Genomic DNA, 18,070 nt, shown 5'->3' on the forward strand with positions numbered 1-18,070 from the left:
CCCCTCGAACGGCCCGGTCCCAGGGGCCGTCGAACGATTCAGGTCCGGCCAAAACTCGGTGGGCGCTGTCAGTGCCGAACCGTAGGCTCGCCGGTGATGCCCACAACAGATGCAATGACCAAGGACCGTGCCGACAGCCAGGACGACCGTACCGGGACCGAGGGCCGTGCCGGCCGTTCGACCGTACGCAGTCTGCTGCGCCTGTGGCCGTATGTGCGGCCGGTGCGGGTGCGGCTGTTCAGCGCGGCGTTCGTCGCGGTGGTCGCCTCCTGTACGGGGCTGGTCTTCCCGCTCGTCCTGAAGTGGATGGTGGACGGTCCGGTGGCCGGCCACGATCCGGCGGGCGTCTGGCTGGGCGCGCTGTATCTGCTGCTGATCGGGTTCGCCGAGGCGGGGCTGTTCGGGCTGCGGCGGTGGCTGGTGGCGCGGCCACTGGCGGGAGTCGAGGCGGGGATGCGCTCGGATCTGTTCCGGCATCTGCAGCGCCTCCCGGTCGCTTTCCACGACCGCTGGGCCTCGGGTCAGCTGCTGTCCCGGGGCACCACGGACCTCATGCTGCTGCGCATGTTCCTGGCGTTCCCGCTGACGTTCCTTCTGGTCAACGCCGTGACGATCCTGGTGGGCGTGGCCATCATGCTGGCCCAGGAGTGGACGCTCGGGCTGGTGCTGCTCGCTCCCGCGGTACCCGTCGTGATCGTGTGCTGGATCTTCGAGCGGCGCTACTCGGAGGTGGCCCGGCGCTCGCAGGACCAGGTCGGCGATCTGACGACGGTCGTCGAGGAGAGCGTGCTCGGCATCCGCATCATCAAGGGCTTCGGCCGCCATCGCAGCCAGGCCCGCGCCTTCCGCGAGCTGTCCCGCACCCTGCGCGGCACGGAACTCGTCAAGGCCCGGCTCCTCGCCTCCATCTGGGCCGTCATCGTCACCCTCCCGGAACTCGCCATCGGCGCCGCCCTCGTCCTCGGCACCGTCCAGGTCGCCGACGGCCACCTCTCCGCCGGCACGCTGGTGGCCTTCCTCTCGACGGCCCTCGCGCTGCGCTGGCCCATCGACTCCATCGGCTTCCTCCTCGCGATGAGCCAGGAGGCGGCGACGGCTACGGAGCGGTATTTCGAGGTGATGGACGCGGAGCCGGAGTCGGAGTCGGCTGAAGCCGCCCCGGCTGCGGGCCGTCGTGCCGCCGGGGCGGCACCCGTCCCGGCGGGAGCGGCACCCCGCGAGCGCCCGGTTGCGCACCCACCCACGCCCCGTCCCGATGCCGGGCCATCGGACGCCCACGCCGGCCCCGGCGGACTGCGGTTCGACGACGTCCAGTTCCGCTATCCGGATGCCCCCGCGGACGCCAGCCCCGTGCTGGAGCGCATCGACCTCCACATCCGCCCCGGCGAGAGCATGGCCCTGGTCGGCGCCACCGGCACCGGCAAGACCACCCTCACCGCCCTCGTCCCCCGCCTCCACGAGGTGACGTCCGGCCGCATCACCCTGGACGGCCGGGACATCACCGCGATGCCCCGCGAGGAACTGCGCGAACTCGTCGCCGTCGCCTTCGAAGAGCCCACCCTCTTCTCCGCGACCGTCGGCGAGAACGTCCTCATGGGCGGGAACGACGACGCAGGCCGGCCGGAGCTGGACCGCGCCCTCGCCGTGGCCCAGGCCGACTTCGCGCACGCCCTCCCGCAGGGCACCGCGACCCAGGTCGGTGAACAGGGCCTGAGCCTCTCGGGCGGCCAGCGCCAACGGCTCGCCCTGGCGCGGGCGGTGGTCGGCCGCCCCCGCTTCCTGGTACTCGACGACCCCCTGTCGGCCCTGGACGTCCACACGGAGGCCGCGGTCGAGGCCGCCCTGCGCCGCGTCCTGGCGGAGACGACCGCGCTGATCGTGGCGCACCGCCCGTCCACGGTCCTGCTCGCCGACCGCGTGGCCCTGCTCTCCGGCGGCCGCATCGCCGCGGTCGGCACCCACCAGGAACTGCTGCGCACGAACGCCGAGTACGCCCATCTGATGTCAGGCGACGAGGAGGCCAACCGATGACGGCGCCCACTACGACCGCGCCGGACAAGGACAGGGACAAGGACGGGCCGGCGCAGGACCCCGCGGAGTACAAGGACCCCTTCGACCGCGATGTCCTGCCCACTCCCCCGGGCGCGACCGCCGCTCTCCTGCGCTCCCTGCTCGCCCCGCTCAGGGCCCGCGTGGCCGTGACCACCCTCCTGCTGCTGCTCCAGCAGGCCGCGGTGCAGGCGGGCCCGCTGCTCGTCGCGTACGCCCTCGACCGCGCCGTACCGGCGTTCCGGCACGACGACCACGGCCCGCTCATCGCGGTGGGCGTCGCGTACCTTCTGTGTTCGCTGGCCTCCGGCGGACTCCAGTACGCCTTCATCATCGCCTCGGCCCGCGTCAACCAGGACGTACTGCTCGACCTGCGCGGCCGGATCTTCCGCCATGCGCAGGCGCTCAGCATCGACTTCCACGAGCGCTACACCTCGGGCCGGCTGATCTCCCGCTCCACGACGGACGTCGAGTCACTGCGCGAGCTGCTCAGCGAGGGCCTGCAGGAGCTCGTCACGGTCATCCTGTCCTTCGTCTACATCTCCGCGATGCTGCTCTGGCTGGACCCCGGCCTCGGCGCGGTTGCGGTGGCGTCGTTCGTACCGCTGTATCTGCTCATCCGCCTCTACCAGCACCGCGCGGGCCGAATCTTCGCCCTGCGGTCGACCGCGATCGCCGCCGTGATCGTGAAGTTCGCGGAGACGATGAACGGCATCCGCCCGGTCCGCGCGTTCCGCCGCGAGGCCGCCAACGACGCGGACTTCCGGGTGCTCAACCAACGCCACGAGAAGACGAACGGCGACGCCCTGCTGGAGATGGCGCGCTATGTCGTCGGCTCCCGCCTTGTCGCCAACACGGCGGTCGCCGGGATCGTGCTGTGGGGTGCGTACCGGGTGGCCTCGGGTTCGCTGGCGCTGGGTGTGCTGGCCGCCGCGGTGCTCTATCTGCGCCGCCTGTACGACCCCATCGACCGGCTCGGCATGTTCCTCAACTCCTACCAGTCCGCGGCGGCTTCGCTGGAGAAGATCGCGGGCCTGCTGGCCCAGACGCCGACCGTGCCGGAGCCGTCCTCGCCGAAGCAGCTGCCCGCTCTCGCCTCCGAGCACCCCGGCCGCGAGGTCGTCTTCGACGACGTCCGCTTCGCCTACCGAACCGGCGGCGAGGTCCTGCCCTCCTTCTCCCTCACGCTGCCCGCCGGGCAGACAGTGGCCGTCGTCGGCTCGACGGGCGCGGGCAAGTCGACGCTGGCCAAGCTCCTGGCCCGCTTCTACGACCCCTCACAGGGCCGGGTCCTCCTCGACGGCGTCGATCTGCGCGACCTCTCCGTGCCCGAACTGCGGCGTGGTGTGGTGATGGTGACCCAGGAGGCGTTCCTGTTCTCCGGCACGGTCGCCGAGAACATCGCGATCGGACGCCCCGACGCGTCCCGCGAGGAGATCGAGCGGGCCGCGAAGGCGATCGGCGCCCACGACTTCATCAGCGTCCTGCCCGACGGCTACGACACGGACGTACGCAAACGGGGTGGCCGCATCTCGGCCGGCCAGCGCCAACTGGTCGCCTTTGCCCGGGCGTTGCTCGCCGACCCGGCGGTCCTCATCCTCGACGAGGCGACCAGCTCGCTGGACATCCCCGGCGAACGGGCCGTCCAGCGCGCCATGTCGACGGTGCTGCGCGGCCGTACGGCCGTGGTCATCGCACACCGTCTGTCGACGGTGGAGATCGCGGACCGGGTGCTGGTGATGGAGCACGGCCGGATCGTGGAGGACGGAGGCCCGGCCGAACTGATCGCGGGGACGGGACGGTTCGCGGATCTGCATCGAGCCTGGCGGGACAGTCTGGCCTGAGCGACGTTTTTGCGCTCCCTCCGCCCCTCCCTGTCCTTACCTGGGGACTGCCGTCCCCAGGCCCCCGCATCGGCCTTGACGGGTTGGCCCTCGAACGCCGGACGGGCCGCAATCGGCCCGTCCGGCGTTCGAGGAGCGGGGTCCGGGGCGGAGCCCCGGGTCGGGACGGGAAGGGGCGGAGAGGGCGGGAAAAGAAGGGGGAGCTGATGATCGACGCGTACGAGGATCCCGGGACGCCGGACTGTCGTGGCGGCTGGTGGTATCTGTGGTGGCTGGTCACGCGGCAGGCGGGGCGGTCGGCCGCCGGCGCGTTGATCGCCAGCGTGTGGATGGCGCTCCTGGCGCTGACGCCGTATCTGCTGTCACGTGCCATCGACGACGGTCTGGAGCCGGGCGACCAGTCCGCGCTCGTAGGCTGGACCGCCGCCGTGCTGGGCATCGGGGTGTTCAACGCCTGGCTGGGCGTGATGCGGCACCGCACCATGACCAAGCTCCGGATGGACGCCAACTTCCGTACGGTCAAGGTCGTGGTCGAGCAGTCGACCCGGCTGGGAGCCGCGCTGTCGCACCAGGTCGGGGCCGGGGAGGTGGTCACGATCGGCGTCGGCGACGTGCAGACGATCAGTACGTCGCTGACCGTCGTGGGCCCCGGTCTGGCCGCGCTGTTCACCTACGGCGTGGTGGCGGCGCTGCTGCTGTCGGTCTCGCTCCAGCTGGCCGTGGTGATCCTGCTCGGAGTGCCGCTGATCGCCGTACTCATCGGACCGCTGATGAGTCGGCTGCAGGGCACGGAGACGGAGTACCGCGAGCGACAGGGCGTGCTGACCGCCCGGATCGGCGACCTTGCCGGCGGCCTGCGCGTTCTCAACGGGCTGGGCGGCAAGGGGCTGTTCGCCGACGCCTTCCGCCGCGACTCGCAGGCGCTGCGGGTGCAGGGGTACCGGGTGGGGTCGGCGACCAGCTGGCTCCAGGCGCTGGGTACGGGGCTGCCGACACTGTTCCTCGCCGTGGTGACATGGCTCGCGGCCCGGCTGGCCGCCCAAGGGGACATCACCATCGGCGAGTTGGTGTCGGTGTACGGCTATGTCGCGGTTCTCGTGATGCCGGTGGCCTTCTTCATCGATTGCGGCTACCAGCTCAGCCGGGGCGTGGTCGCCGCCCGGCGTGTCGCACGGTTCCTGGCCCTGCGGCCCGCCGCCGGTCGCCCGGACGCACTGGACGCGCCCTCGTCGCCCGCGGTGCTGCACGATCCGGAGTCCGGCGTCCGGGTGGTGCCGGGGCAGCTGACCGCGCTGGCCGGTGCCCGCCCCGCGGAGTCCGCGGCCGTGGTGGACCGCCTCGGCCGGTATGCGCAATCGGCGGTGACCTGGGGCGGCGTACGACTCGACGAGATCGCCCTGCCGCAGGTGCGCGAGCGCATCCTGGTGGCGGACAACGAGGCCGACCTGTTCGCGGGCACCCTGCGCGACCTGGTCTCGGGCAGTCGGGCGCACGACGACGAAGCCGTGGCACGGGCCGTGCACGCGGCTATGGCGGACGACATCGTGCTCGGACTGCCCGACGGTCTCGACTCGGCCGTCGACGCGCAGGGCCGCAGTCTCTCCGGCGGTCAGCGGCAGCGGGTACGTCTCGTGCGGGCGCTCCTCGCCGATCCCGAAGTGCTGCTCGCGGTCGAACCCACCTCGGCGCTCGACGCGCACACCGAGGCGGCCGTCGCGGCCCGGCTGCGCGCCGCGCGCACCGACCGCACGACGGTCGTCACCAGCACCTCGCCGCTGCTGCTGGCCCAGGTGGACAGCGTGTGCTTCCTGGTCGACGGGAAGGTCGCGGCCGTGGGAACCCATCGCGAGCTCCTGGCCGGGGAGCCGGGTTACCGCGCGCTGGTGGCCCGCGACGCGGACCTGGAGACGGAAGCGGAGGTGGACGCGGACCCAGAGGCGGACGCGAACCCGGAGACGGAAGCGGGCCTGGAGGCGGACGCGCACCCGCGGCCGGCCGTCGAGGCCGAGGAGGCTGTGCGATGAGTGCGCACCTGCCGATCGCCGAGCCCGCCGATGTGCGCCGGGCGTCGGTGCGGCTGATCCGGGCGGACGGGCGGGCCTTCGTCGCCGTGCTCGGCCTCAACGTGCTGGCCGCCGGGGCCGGTCTGGTCAGCCCCTGGCTGCTCGGACGAATCATCGACGACGTACGGGCCGGGGGCGGTGTGGACGCCGTGGACCGGCTGGCGTTCGTCATCCTGGTGTGCTCGCTGGCGCAGCTGCTGCTGGCGCGGTGGGCCCGGTATGTGGGGCACCGCTTCGGGGAGCGGACGCTGGCGCGGGTGCGGGAGGAGTTCGTCGATCGGGCGCTGTCGCTGCCGGCCTCGGTCGTGGAGCGGGCGGGCACGGGCGACCTGACCGCGCGCGGCACCGCGGATGTCACCGTGGTGGGCAACACCCTGCGCGACGCGGGGCCCGAGCTGCTCATCGCCTCCGCCCAGGCACTGTTCATCCTCGGCGCGGTCTTCGTCATCGACCCGCTGCTCGGCGGCTGCGGGGTGCTCGGCCTGGTGGGCATCCGGTTCGCGCTGCGCTGGTATCTGCGCCGGGCCCGCACCGGCTATCTCGCCGAGGGGGCCGCCACGTCGGAGGTCGCCGAGATCCTCGCGGCGACCGCGTCCGGCGCCCGCACGGTCGAGGCGTTCGGACTGCAGGAGCGCCGGATCGCCGCGAGCCGGGACGCGCTGGAGACGGCCCGCCGGAAGCGGATGTGGACGCTGTACCTGCGCAGCGTGTTCTTTCCGGCCGTGGAGATCTCGTACGTCATTCCCGTGGTCGGCGTGCTGATGGTGGGCGGCATCCTGCACGCGCGGGGTGCCATGAGCCTGGGTGTCGTCATCTCCGCGGCCCTGTACATGCGCCAGCTGGGTGAGCCGCTGGACCAGATCCTGATGCGGGTCGAGCAACTGCAGAGCAGCAGCGCCTCCTTCGCCCGTGTGGAGGGCCTCGCCCGGGCACCTCGGGCCGTCCCGTCCGGCTCCCCCACCCCGGTGGACGACCGGATCGACGTGACCGGTGTGCGCTACTCCTACGACCGCGGGGGCGAGGTGCTGCGCGGGGTCGATCTGACCGTGCGGCCCGGGGAGCGACTGGCCGTGGTCGGCCCCTCCGGCGCCGGGAAGACCACCCTGAGCCGACTGCTGGCGGGCGTGGACGCGCCGGGCACCGGCACAGTGACGGTCGGCGGGGTGCCGATCGTCGCGCTCGACCCCGAGCAGCTGCGCCGACAGGTCGTCCTGGTCACGCAGGAACACCATGTGTTCCTCGGGACGGTCCGCGACAACCTGCTGATCGCCGAACCGGCTGCCACCGACCCCGTGTTGTGGGCGGCTCTCGCCGCGGTCGGCGCCGAGGACTGGGCCGAGGAGCTGCCGGCGGGCCTCGACACCCGGCTGGGCCCCGAGGGCCATCGGGTGGACGGCTCACGGGCTCAGCAACTCGCCCTGGCCCGGGTCGTGTTGGCCGACCCGCACACGCTGATCCTCGACGAGGCCACGGCGCTCTTGGACCCGACGACCGCCCGTCATACGGAACGCGCGCTGGCCGCCGTGCTCGAAGGACGCACCGTCATCGCCATCGCGCACCGTCTGCACACCGCGCACGACGCGGACCGGGTGGCCGTGATGGAGGACGGCCGGCTGACCGAACTCGGCACGCACGACGAGCTGGTGGCGGCCGAGGGGGCGTATGCGGCGCTATGGCATTCCTGGCACGGGGAGCGACGGCCTTCGGTCGGCTGACGTGTGGCGGGGCCCGACCGGAGCCTCGTTCGCCCCCGCCGCCCCTGCCCTCCAGGGCCTCGGCCGACGTCCGCAAACTTCACGAACAGGCCAATCGCGCGCAGAGCGAGGAAAGTCATCACGGCGTCGTCGCGAGCACCGCGCCCGTGGCCCCCGCCTGCTTCCACAGCTGGTCGAGCCTGCCGTACCGCCCACCGCTGGTGGACCAGGTCGTGGAGCCGTCCTTGTCGAGGTGGACGCCGTCGCGGGGCCGGTCAGGGTCGCGACGAGCATGCCGACCGCGAGACCCGCGACGACGTGGGTGCGGACGACCCCGAGCGCGTCGTCGACCGTGTTGGTCCCGGAGCATGTCGGCGGAGCGAACTCCTCCTCACATGCCGGGAAGATCCGCACACCATCCAGCAAAGGGTTCGTATACCGAACATGACTTCCCGGACAACGAACCATTTCCGGCCAAGTTCTTGATGCGCTCCTGACAGAAAGCGTGATCCCCTGCCACTCTTCCCACGGCTGCTTCACAGCAACCCCACAGCTGTGCCGCTGTGTTGTGCCGCACGACCCCATGCACCTGGTTCCGCGTACCGCCCTGTTCTGCCCGGACGGGTCACCCATCGTCCGGTCTCCCCTGGCCGCGCGACCCGCGGCCACGCAGAAGGAGTCAGTGTTGAGTAGCAGTTCTCCCCACAGACGCACCTCCCACATCACCAAGCGCCGTGTCGCGGGCGTCGCCCTCGTCGGCGTCTCCGCCCTGTTGGCCGCGGCCGTCCAGTCGGGCGCCGCGAGCGCCGCCCCGGAGAAGGCACCTCGGGCGGGCAAGATGAACCCGGGCGCGGTCGCCATGAAGCTCACAGCGTCGCAGCGCGCCGAGCTCATACGCGACGCCAACGCCGCCAAGGCGACCACTGCCAAGGACCTGGGCCTCGGGGCCAAGGAGAACCTGGTGGCCCGCGACGTCATCAAGGACCACGACGGCACCGTCCACACCCGCTACGAGCGGACCTACGCCGGACTCCCGGTCCTCGGCGGCGACTTAGTGGTCGACACCGCCAAGTCCGGCAAGACCGAGCACGTCTACAAAGCGACGAAGGCCACCCTCAAGGTCGCCACCCTCAAGCCCGCGGTAGCCGCCGCCAAGGCGGAGCAGCAGGCCCTGTCCGCCGCCAAGGCCGCGGGGTCGAAGAAGACTGACGCGGACCGCGCGCCCCGCACGGTGATCTGGGCCGCGAGCGGCAAGCCGGTCCTGGCGTACGAGACGGTCGTCGGCGGCCTTCAGGACGACGGCACCCCGAACCAGCTGCACGTCATCACCGACGCGGCCACCGGCAAGAAGCTCTACGAGTACCAGGGCATCAAGAACGGCATCGGCAACACCCAGTACAGCGGCCAGGTGAGCCTGACGACCACCCAGTCGGGCTCCACCTTCACGCTGAACGACGGTGCGCGCGGCGGCCACAAGACGTACAACCTGAACCACGGGACGTCCGGCACCGGCACGCTGTTCTCCCAGACGAACGACACCTGGGGCAACGGCACGACGTCGAACGCCGCGACCGCCGGTGCCGACGCGCACTACGGCGCCGCGGAGACCTGGGACTTCTACAAGAACACCTTCGGCCGCAGCGGCATCAAGAACAACGGCGTGGGAGCGTACTCGCGCGTCCACTACGGCAACGCGTACGTCAACGCGTTCTGGGACGACGGCTGCTTCTGCATGACGTACGGCGACGGGTCCGGCAACGCCGATCCGCTGACCTCGCTGGACGTGGCCGGCCACGAGATGAGCCACGGCGTCACGTCGAACACCGCGGGTCTCAACTACTCCGGCGAGTCCGGCGGTCTGAACGAGGCGACCTCCGACATCTTCGGCACCGGCGTCGAGTTCTACGCCAACAACTCCTCCGATGTCGGTGACTACCTCATCGGCGAGAAGATCGACATCAACGGCGACGGCACCCCGCTGCGCTACATGGACAAGCCCAGCAAGGACGGCGGCTCCGCCGACTCCTGGTACTCGGGTGTCGGCAACCTCGACGTGCACTACTCGTCGGGTGTCGCCAACCACTTCTTCTACCTGCTGAGCGAGGGCAGCGGCGCCAAGGTCATCAACGGCGTGAGCTACAACTCGCCGACCTCGGACGGCCTTCCGGTCACCGGCATCGGCCGCGACAAGGCGTTGCAGATCTGGTACCGGGCGCTCACCACCAAGTTCGTCTCCACCACCAACTACGCGGCGGCCCGCACCGGCACGCTCGCGGCGGCGGGCGAGCTGTACGGCACCACGAGCGCCGAGTACACGGCCGTGCAGAACGCGTGGGCGGCCGTGAACGTCGGTTCCCGTCCCGGCGGTGGCGGTGGCGGTACGTCGTTCGAGAACACCACCGACGTATCGATTCCGGACAACGGGGCGGCGGTGACGTCGTCGATCACGGTCAGCGGCCGCACCGGCAACGCGCCGTCGAACCTCCAGGTCTCCGTCGACATCGTGCACACCTGGCGCGGCGACCTGGTCATCGATCTGGTGGCTCCGGACGGGTCGACGTACCGCCTGAAGAACTTCAGCTCCTCCGACTCGGCGGACAATGTGAACGCCACCTACACGGTCAACGCGTCCTCCGAAGTCGCCAACGGCACCTGGAAGTTGAAGGTCCAGGACCAGGCGGCGCAGGACACCGGCTACATCAACAGCTGGAAGCTGACGTTCCCGTAGACCGCTGGTGAACTCCGCGGCAAGGACAGGGCGCCGTTCCGGTGGTTCAACTCCCCGGGGCGGCGCCCTCTTTATCGGACCCTGGCCCCGGTTCTATTGCCGCTTGACGAAGATCAGCCTCACGCAAAGAGCACCCCACTGTTCACCCGGAGGACGATTTTCGGCCAAGGTCTTTATGAACTCCTGACATGTACGCGCCCTGGATGGCACTCTTCCACCGCACGGCTCACCCGCACCGCAACTTCACACTTCCGTTCGGCTACCCCACGCCGCTCGGTCGCCCCCACAAAAGGAGCTTGCGTGACCCCCCTCTACGCGCGTCACAAGCGCACCACTCTGGCCATCGCCACCGCTGTCGCGGCCGGAGCCCTGCTCACCACCGGTATGACCACCGGTGCGTCCGCCCAGACCGAGCCGACCCCGGCCGGCACGACGACCCTCGCCGGCGGCCCGGTCCAGCTGTCCTCGGCGGCGCGTACGACCCTCATCCAGAAGGCCCAGGCCGCCAGCACCGAGACGGCCAAGGAGATAGGCCTCGGCGCCAAGGAACAGCTGGTCGTCCGCGATGTCGTCAAGGACGCCGACGGCACCGTCCACACCCGTTACGAGCGCACGTACAACGGCCTCCCGGTCCTCGGCGGCGACCTGGTCGTCCACCAGAAGCCCGGCAGGACCCAGAGCGTGACCAAGGCGACGAAGGCCACCATCAAGGTCGCCTCCCTCAAGCCGCAGATCTCCGCCGCCAAGGCCGAGAAGCAGGCGCTGACCTCCGCGAAGTCCGCGGGCTCGGACAAGACCACCGCCGACAAGGCGCCCCGCAAGGTCATCTGGGCGGGCAGCGGCAAGCCGGTCCTCGCCTACGAGACCGTCGTCGGCGGCCTCCAGGACGACGGCACCCCGAACGAGCTGCACGTCATCACCGACGCGGCGACCGGCAAGAAGCTCTACGAGTACCAGGGCATCGAGACCGGCACCGGCAAGAGCCTCTACTCGGGCACCGTCACCCTCAACACCACCAAGTCGGGCTCGACGTACCAGCTGACCGACGGCACCCGCGGCGGCCACAAGACCTACAACAAGTCGCACGGCACCAGCTCGTCGGCCGGCACCCTGTTCACCGACGCGGACGACACCTGGGGCACCGGCGCGGCCTCCAGCTCCACCACCGACCAGACCGCGGCCGTCGACGCCGCGTACGGTGCGCAGGTGACGTGGGACTTCTACAAGAACACGTTCGGCCGCAGCGGCATCAAGAACAATGGTGTCGCCGCCTACTCCCGCGTGCACTACGGCAACGCGTACGTCAACGCGTTCTGGGACGACAGCTGCTTCTGCATGACGTACGGCGACGGTGACGGCAACACTCACCCGCTGACGTCCCTGGACGTGGCCGGCCACGAGATGAGCCACGGCGTCACGGCCAACACCGCCGGTCTGAACTACAGCGGTGAGTCCGGCGGTCTGAACGAGGCCACCTCGGACATCTTCGGCACCGGCGTCGAGTTCTACGCGGCGAACTCCAAGGACGTCGGTGACTACCTCATCGGCGAGAAGATCGACATCAACGGCGACGGCACCCCGCTGCGCTACATGGACAAGCCCAGCAAGGACGGCGGCTCCGCCGACTCCTGGTCCTCCGGGGTCGGCAACCTGGACGTCCACTACTCGTCCGGCGTCGCGAACCACTTCTTCTACCTCCTCTCGGAGGGCAGCGGCGCCAAGACGATCAACGGGGTCAGCTACAACTCCCCGACGTCCAACGGCTCCACGGTCACCGGCATCGGCCGCGACAAGGCGCTGCAGATCTGGTACAAGGCGCTGACGACGTACTTCACGTCGACGACGAACTACAAGTCCGCCCGCACGGGCACGCTGAGCGCGGCGTCGGCCCTGTACGGCTCCAGCAGCACCGAGTACAAGGCGGTGGCCGCGGCCTGGTCCGCAGTCAACGTGAGCTAGCTCTCCTCAGTCCAACGACGGCGGTACCCGGAGCGAAGGCAACCCCGGGTACCGCCCTACGCTGTCCCCCATGCCCTACACGTACGAGGACGTGGGCGCGACCCGCGAGGACCGCTGCCCACCGGGCTTCCACCGACTGCACGTCCGCTCCCGCATCGGCGAGGGCGAGGCCGTCTTCCGCCGCGCCTCCGAGGCCCTCATGACCTGGGAGATGCACCGCGCCCTGGGCGTCGGCATCACCTCCGACGCCGACAAGGCCGCCCCCGGAGTCGACGTCACGGTCGGCCTCGGCCCGATCAAAGCCCCCTGCCGCGTGGTCTGGACGGCCGAGGAACCCCGCCGCACCGCCTGGGCCTACGGCACGCTTTCCGGCCATCCCGAGTGCGGCGAGGAGTCCTTCGTCATCTCCCGCACGGGCGACGGCACCGTCTGGCTCACCATCACCGCCTTCAGCCGGGCGGCGAAGTGGTACGCCCGCGCGGGTGGAGCCGCCACGAGGGGGCTCCAGCACGCGTACGCCCAAAGGTGTGGAAAGGTACTGCGCCGGTTGTGCGCGGGCCTGGACAGCTGACGGGCCCGCCTCACCGCATCAGAACCCCCGCCCCCTCCCCCATCTCCTCCGACGGCACCGCCACCAGACCCACCTCCGCGCTCGACGCGAGCAAGCGGTGCGTGGGCAGGATCCGGACCGTGTAGCCGAAGGGGCCGGTGCGGTCCAGGGAGAGCGGGCCCTCGTACGCCCATCGCCCCTCCAGGTCCGGGCCGCCCGCCGGTTTCAGCGGCACGCACACGGCGTCCGCGATGCGGTCGTCGGAGTCGACGCGGCCCGCGACGGCCTGCACCTCGACGTCGTCCGGGACGAGCTCGCCGAGGCCGACGCGGACGCGCAGGGACAGGGTGGTGCCGAGTTCGGCGGTGGTCGTGGCGGAGGAGGCCTCGACGTGGTCGACCGTGACCTGCGGCCAGGCGGAGCGGACGCGGGACTTCCACGCGGCCAGCTCACGGGCCGTGTCCGCGGTGAGCGAGCGGTGGGCGCGGGCCGCCGGGGTGTACAGGCGCTCCACGTATTCGCGGACCATCCGGCCCGCGAGCACCTTCGGGCCGAGATGGGTCAGCGTCTGGCGAACCATCTCGATCCAGCGGTCGGGCAGGCCACCCTGGCCCCGCTCGTAGAAACGCGGGGCCACGCGCTGTTCGAGCAGGTCGTACAGCGCCGCCGCCTCCAGATCGTCGCGGCGGTCGTCGTCGGTCGCCGTGCCGTCCGCCGTCGGGATCGCCCAGCCGAAGTCGGGCTGGAACCACTCGTCCCACCAGCCGTCCAGGACGGACAGGTTCAGGCAGCCGTTGAGCGCCGCCTTCATGCCACTCGTCCCGCAGGCCTCCAGCGGGCGGAGCGGATTGTTCAGCCAGATGTCGCACCCCGGGTACAGCTTCTGTGCCATCGCCATGCCGTAGTCCGGCAGGAACACGATCCGATGGCGTACTCGCGGGTCGTCCGCGAACCGGACCAGCTCCTGGACCAGCCGCTTCCCGCCGTCGTCCGCGGGATGGGCCTTGCCCGCGACCACGATCTGAATCGGGCGTTCGGCATGCAGCAGAAGGTCCATCAGACGGTCGCGGTCGCGCAGCATCAGGGTCAGTCGTTTGTACGAGGGCACGCGGCGCGCGAAGCCGATGGTCAGGACGTCAGGGTCCAACACCCCGTCGATCCAGCCCAGTTCGGCCGTTCCCGCGCCGCGCTGGCGCCAGGACGCGTACAGGCGCGCCCTCACCTCCAGCACCAACTGCTCGCGCAGCACCCGTCGCAGATCCCAGATCTCCTGGTCCGCGATGTCGGCCACCGCGTCCCAGCGGTCCGAGCCGCCGACCGTCAAGGCGTCCTCGGTGCGCTGCGCGCCGATCTGCCGGGCGCCGAGCCGGAAGACTTCCGGAGCCACCCAGGTGGGCGCGTGCACACCGTTGGTCACCGAGGTGATCGGGACCTCCTCCGGGTCGAATCCCGGCCACAGGCCCGAGAACATCTCCCGGCTGACGTGACCGTGGAGCAGCGAGACCCCGTTCGCCCGCTGGCCGAGGCGCAGCCCCATCACCGCCATGTTGAAGAGGTTGGGCTCGCCTCCGGGGTAGGTCTCCATGCCGAGGCCCAGGATCCGTTCCACGTCGATGCGCGGGAGTTCGGCGTCCGTACCGAAGTGGCGGGCCACCAGCTCCCGGTCGAAGCGGTCGATGCCGGCCGGGACGGGGGTGTGGGTGGTGAAGACCGTGCCGGCCCTGACCGTCTCCAGGGAGGACTCGAAGTCCATCCCCTCGTCGGCGAGTTCGGCGATGCGCTCCAGGCCGAGGAAGCCCGCGTGGCCCTCGTTCGTGTGGAACACCTCGGGCTGCGGGTGGCCGGTGAGCCGGCAGTACGTCCGTACCGCGCGCACTCCTCCGATGCCGAGGAGCATCTCCTGCAGCAGCCGGTGTTCGCTGCCGCCGCCGTAGAGCCGGTCGGTCACCCCGCGCTCGCCGAGGTCGTTCTCCTCGACATCGGAGTCGAGCATGAGGAGCGGGACGCGGCCGACCTGGGCCAGCCAGATCCGAGCACGCAGCGCACGGCCGCCGGGAAGGGCCAGCGAGACCTGGGCGACGGTGCCGTCAGAGTCGCGCAAGGGCATCAGGGGCAGCTCGTTCGGGTCCAGGACCGGGTAGTGCTCCTGCTGCCAGCCGTCGCGCGACAGGGTCTGCCGGAAGTAGCCGTGCCGGTAGAGCAGACCCACGCCGATCAGCGGAACGCCCAGGTCGCTGGCGGCCTTCAGATGATCGCCCGCGAGGATGCCGAGGCCCCCGGAGTACTGCGGCAGCGCGGCCGTGATGCCGAACTCGGGCGAGAAGTAGGCGATGGCGGCGGGCAGTTCGGAGGACTGGGACTGGTACCAGCGGTCGCCGGTCACATAGTCGCGCAGATCGTCGGCGACCGCGGAAAGGCGGCGCAGGAAGCAGCGGTCCTCGGCGAGCTCCGCGAGCCGCCCGGTCGACACGCTGCCCAGCAGGCGTACGGGGTCGCCGTCCGAGGCGGCCCAGCGCTCCGGGTCGACGGACTGGAAGAGGTCGCGGGTCTCGGCATGCCAGGACCAGCGGAGGTTGCGCGCCAGGTCACTGAGCGGGTGAAGGGCTTCGGGGAGTACGGGGCGAACGGTGAATCTGCGGATTGCCTTCACGAGTTCCACCTTCACGGAGGACGTAACGGAGGACGTAGGCGGCAGGAGGGCGTACGTGGCAGGACGCGCGCCGAAGAGGGACACACGCCCTTGTGCGTCCTTCGTCACCCACGACGGTAGCGGCGAGGGTGCCTTCGCAACACGGCGCATCGAGGCCCGGACAGTCGATCGGGCGGACTGCGCGACTTCGGCGGGAATTCGCCGCAACCTTCACGTGTACGTCACGGCCGATATGGCCGATTCCGCCCTCCTGGGCGGCCTTGTGGCGCTTCACACCGCACGAGAGGCTCGCCAGGTGGCGTACGGCCGGACTCGGCCCACACCGGTCTGCTCCGATGGCCGTACGCCGAGTTGAGGAGGGGAACTCAAGTCATGGCACAGGCGAGAGAGAGGCGTCTGCGCTGGGCGGGAGGCCTCACCGCGGTCACGACGGCCGCGGTGCTTTCGGCCATCACCCTGCCCGCGCACGCCGCCCCGGAGGGGCAGATACTCGGCGCCGGCGATCCCGGTTCCGTCAGCGGGAGTTACATCGTGACACTCAAGGGGGGAACACAGGCTCCGTCGTCGGCGGGAAAGAGCATCGCCGAGAAGTACGGGGCGAGAATCAGCCACACCTACGGAACGGCCCTCAACGGCTACGCCGTGAAGGTCAACGAGAAGCAGGCCCGGCGGCTCGCGGCGGACTCCCGCGTGGCCTCGGTCGTGCAGGACACCCGGGTGGCGCTCGACCACTACCAGAAGAACCCGCCCTCCTGGGGCCTTGACCGGATCGACCAGCCGAACCTGCCGCTGGACAAGGGCTACACCTGGCCCGAATCTGCGGGCGCCGGCGTGACCACGTACGTCATCGACACCGGCATCCGCATCACGCACAAGGACTTCGGCGGCCGGGGAAGCTACGGCTGGGACTTCGTCGACAACGACAGGACGGCCAAGGACGGCAACGGGCACGGCACGCATGTCGCCGGCACCATCGTGGGCACCAAGTACGGTGTCGCCAAGAAGGCCAAGGTCGTCGCCGTCCGCGTCCTGGACAACGCGGGCTCCGGCACCACCGCCCAGGTCATCGCGGGCATCGACTGGGTGACCAAGCACGCGAAGAAACCGGCCGTGGCGAACCTGAGCCTGGGTGGGTACGCCAACGCACAGTTGGACGCCGCCGTACGCAACTCCATCGCCTCCGGCGTGACCTACGCGGTGGCGGCGGGCAACGACGGACTTCCGGCCATTCTCTACTCCCCGGCCCGGGTCTCGCAGGCCCTCACGGTCGGCGCGAGCGACAAGTCGGACGCACGGGCGAGCTTCTCGAACACCGGTTCAGCGCTCGACCTGTTCGCGCCAGGTGTGGCGATCACCTCGGCGTCGTACGCGAGTGACACGGGGAAGGCGACCTTCTCCGGTACGTCGATGGCGAGCCCGCACGTGGCGGGCGCGGCCGCGCTCTATCTGGCCGACCATCGCAGGGCCACGCCCGCCCAAGTGGCCAAAGCGCTGGTGAAACAGGCCGTCTCGGGGAAGATTTCGGGCGCGGGCCTCGGCTCACCGAACAAGCTCCTGCAGGTCGACAACCCCTAGCGGGCCCGGGGACACCGACCGGCCTCGACCTCTCAGGACGAGGCCGGTCTTGTGTGTAGACATACGCGTGAGTAGTTAACAAAGTGCCGGATTGCCCACCCGAATAGGGTGGGAAGGCTCCTCCGGTACGCCCCGCAGGCCCCACCTCCCCACACCGTCATCCGCCCACCCAAGTTGACGCGGACAGGAGCGGTCATGCCCGCAACGCACCACACGTCGCCACCCCCGACGACCACCCCCGACGCACCGCCCATACGCACGACCGAAGCCGATTCCCGCACCACGGAGAAACCCTCCGCCGAGACCGGGGCCGAGACCCGCACCGGCACCACCGGCACCACCGGCACGACCGTGGGGCGCATCCCCGTCCTCGACGTCCGCCCGATCGTCCTCGGCGGCCATCGGCCCGCGAAGGCGGTGGTCGGCGAGTCCTTCGAGATCTCGGCCACGGTCTTCCGCGAGGGCCATGACGCGGTCGCCGCGAACGTCGTCCTGCGTGATCCGGACGGCCGCACCGGCCCCTGGAGCCCGATGCGTGAACTGGCTCCCGGCACCGACCGCTGGGGCGCCACGGTGTCCGCGGAGAAGGCGGGCCGCTGGACCTACACGGTGGAGGCGTGGGGCGATCCGATCACCACCTGGCGGCACCACGCGGGCATCAAGATCCCGGCCGGGATGGACACGGAGCTCGTCCTGGAGGAGGGCGCCCGGCTGTATGAGCGTGCGGCCACCGCTGTGCCGAAGAGCAAGGGCCGCCGGGACACGATCCTGCGGGCCGCCGACGCGCTGCGCGACCTCGCGCGCCCCGCCTCGGCCCGGCTCGCCGCCGCCCTCACCCCCGAGGTCGACAAGATCCTCGCCCGGCATCCGCTGCGTGAACTCGTCACGTCTTCGCAGCCGTTGCCCCTGCTCGTGGAGCGGGAGCGGGCGCTGTACGGCTCCTGGTACGAGTTCTTCC

At 70.7% G+C, this 18,070-nt stretch carries 10 protein-coding genes; 9 read left to right on the plus strand and 1 reads right to left on the minus strand.

The annotated features are described in order from the left end of the window. The first annotated feature begins 114 nt into the window (after nucleotides 1-114). The 7 genes from ACIBK0_RS19910 (at nucleotide 115) to ACIBK0_RS19940 (ending at nucleotide 12,908) form a co-directional block, all read left to right on the plus strand. The gene (locus ACIBK0_RS19910; RefSeq protein ID WP_399081386.1) at nucleotides 115-2,031 is read left to right on the plus strand and encodes an ABC transporter ATP-binding protein; all 1,917 of its coding nucleotides are present in this window, start codon (nucleotides 115-117) and stop codon (nucleotides 2,029-2,031) included. Continuing rightward, a complete protein-coding gene (locus ACIBK0_RS19915; protein WP_399081388.1) occupies nucleotides 2,028-3,893 on the plus strand; it encodes an ABC transporter ATP-binding protein in 1,866 nt (621 codons plus the stop codon). Before ACIBK0_RS19910 ends, ACIBK0_RS19915 begins: the two co-directional genes overlap by 4 nt. Before the next feature lie 206 nt (nucleotides 3,894-4,099). Then, nucleotides 4,100-5,917, plus strand: a complete 1,818-nt coding sequence (locus ACIBK0_RS19920; RefSeq protein WP_399081390.1) for an ABC transporter ATP-binding protein — start codon at nucleotides 4,100-4,102, stop codon at nucleotides 5,915-5,917. Next, nucleotides 5,914-7,671, plus strand: coding sequence for an ABC transporter ATP-binding protein (locus tag ACIBK0_RS19925; protein ID WP_399081392.1), 1,758 nt, complete (start codon nucleotides 5,914-5,916; stop codon nucleotides 7,669-7,671). Before ACIBK0_RS19920 ends, ACIBK0_RS19925 begins: the two co-directional genes overlap by 4 nt. A gap of 664 nt (nucleotides 7,672-8,335) precedes the next feature. Further along, nucleotides 8,336-10,378, plus strand: coding sequence for a M4 family metallopeptidase (locus ACIBK0_RS19930; RefSeq protein WP_399081394.1), 2,043 nt, complete (start codon nucleotides 8,336-8,338; stop codon nucleotides 10,376-10,378). A 300-nt stretch (nucleotides 10,379-10,678) separates the two neighbouring features. Next, nucleotides 10,679-12,337 carry a M4 family metallopeptidase gene (locus ACIBK0_RS19935; RefSeq protein WP_399081396.1) on the plus strand — a complete coding sequence of 553 codons (1,659 nt, stop codon included), beginning with the start codon at nucleotides 10,679-10,681 and terminating at the stop codon, nucleotides 12,335-12,337. A gap of 70 nt (nucleotides 12,338-12,407) precedes the next feature. Further along, nucleotides 12,408-12,908, plus strand: a complete 501-nt coding sequence (locus tag ACIBK0_RS19940; RefSeq protein WP_399081398.1) for a DUF1990 family protein — start codon at nucleotides 12,408-12,410, stop codon at nucleotides 12,906-12,908. 10 nt (nucleotides 12,909-12,918) lie between these two features. Here ACIBK0_RS19940 and ACIBK0_RS19945 read toward each other — a convergent pair whose 3' ends face one another. After that, nucleotides 12,919-15,537, minus strand: coding sequence for a glycosyltransferase family 1 protein (locus ACIBK0_RS19945; RefSeq protein WP_399081400.1), 2,619 nt, complete (start codon nucleotides 15,535-15,537; stop codon nucleotides 12,919-12,921). A gap of 372 nt (nucleotides 15,538-15,909) precedes the next feature. Between ACIBK0_RS19945 and ACIBK0_RS19950 the strand changes: the two genes are divergently transcribed. After that, nucleotides 15,910-17,112: a S8 family peptidase gene (locus ACIBK0_RS19950; RefSeq protein WP_399081402.1), complete on the plus strand. Its 1,203-nt coding sequence runs from the start codon at nucleotides 15,910-15,912 to the stop codon at nucleotides 17,110-17,112. 195 nt (nucleotides 17,113-17,307) lie between these two features. Beyond that, the coding region (locus tag ACIBK0_RS19955; protein ID WP_399081404.1) for a maltotransferase domain-containing protein at nucleotides 17,308-18,070 on the plus strand (763 nt) is incomplete at its 3' end.

It is taken from the genome of Streptomyces sp. NPDC050564, from assembly GCF_044457265.1.
Lineage (GTDB): Bacteria > Actinomycetota > Actinomycetes > Streptomycetales > Streptomycetaceae > Streptomyces.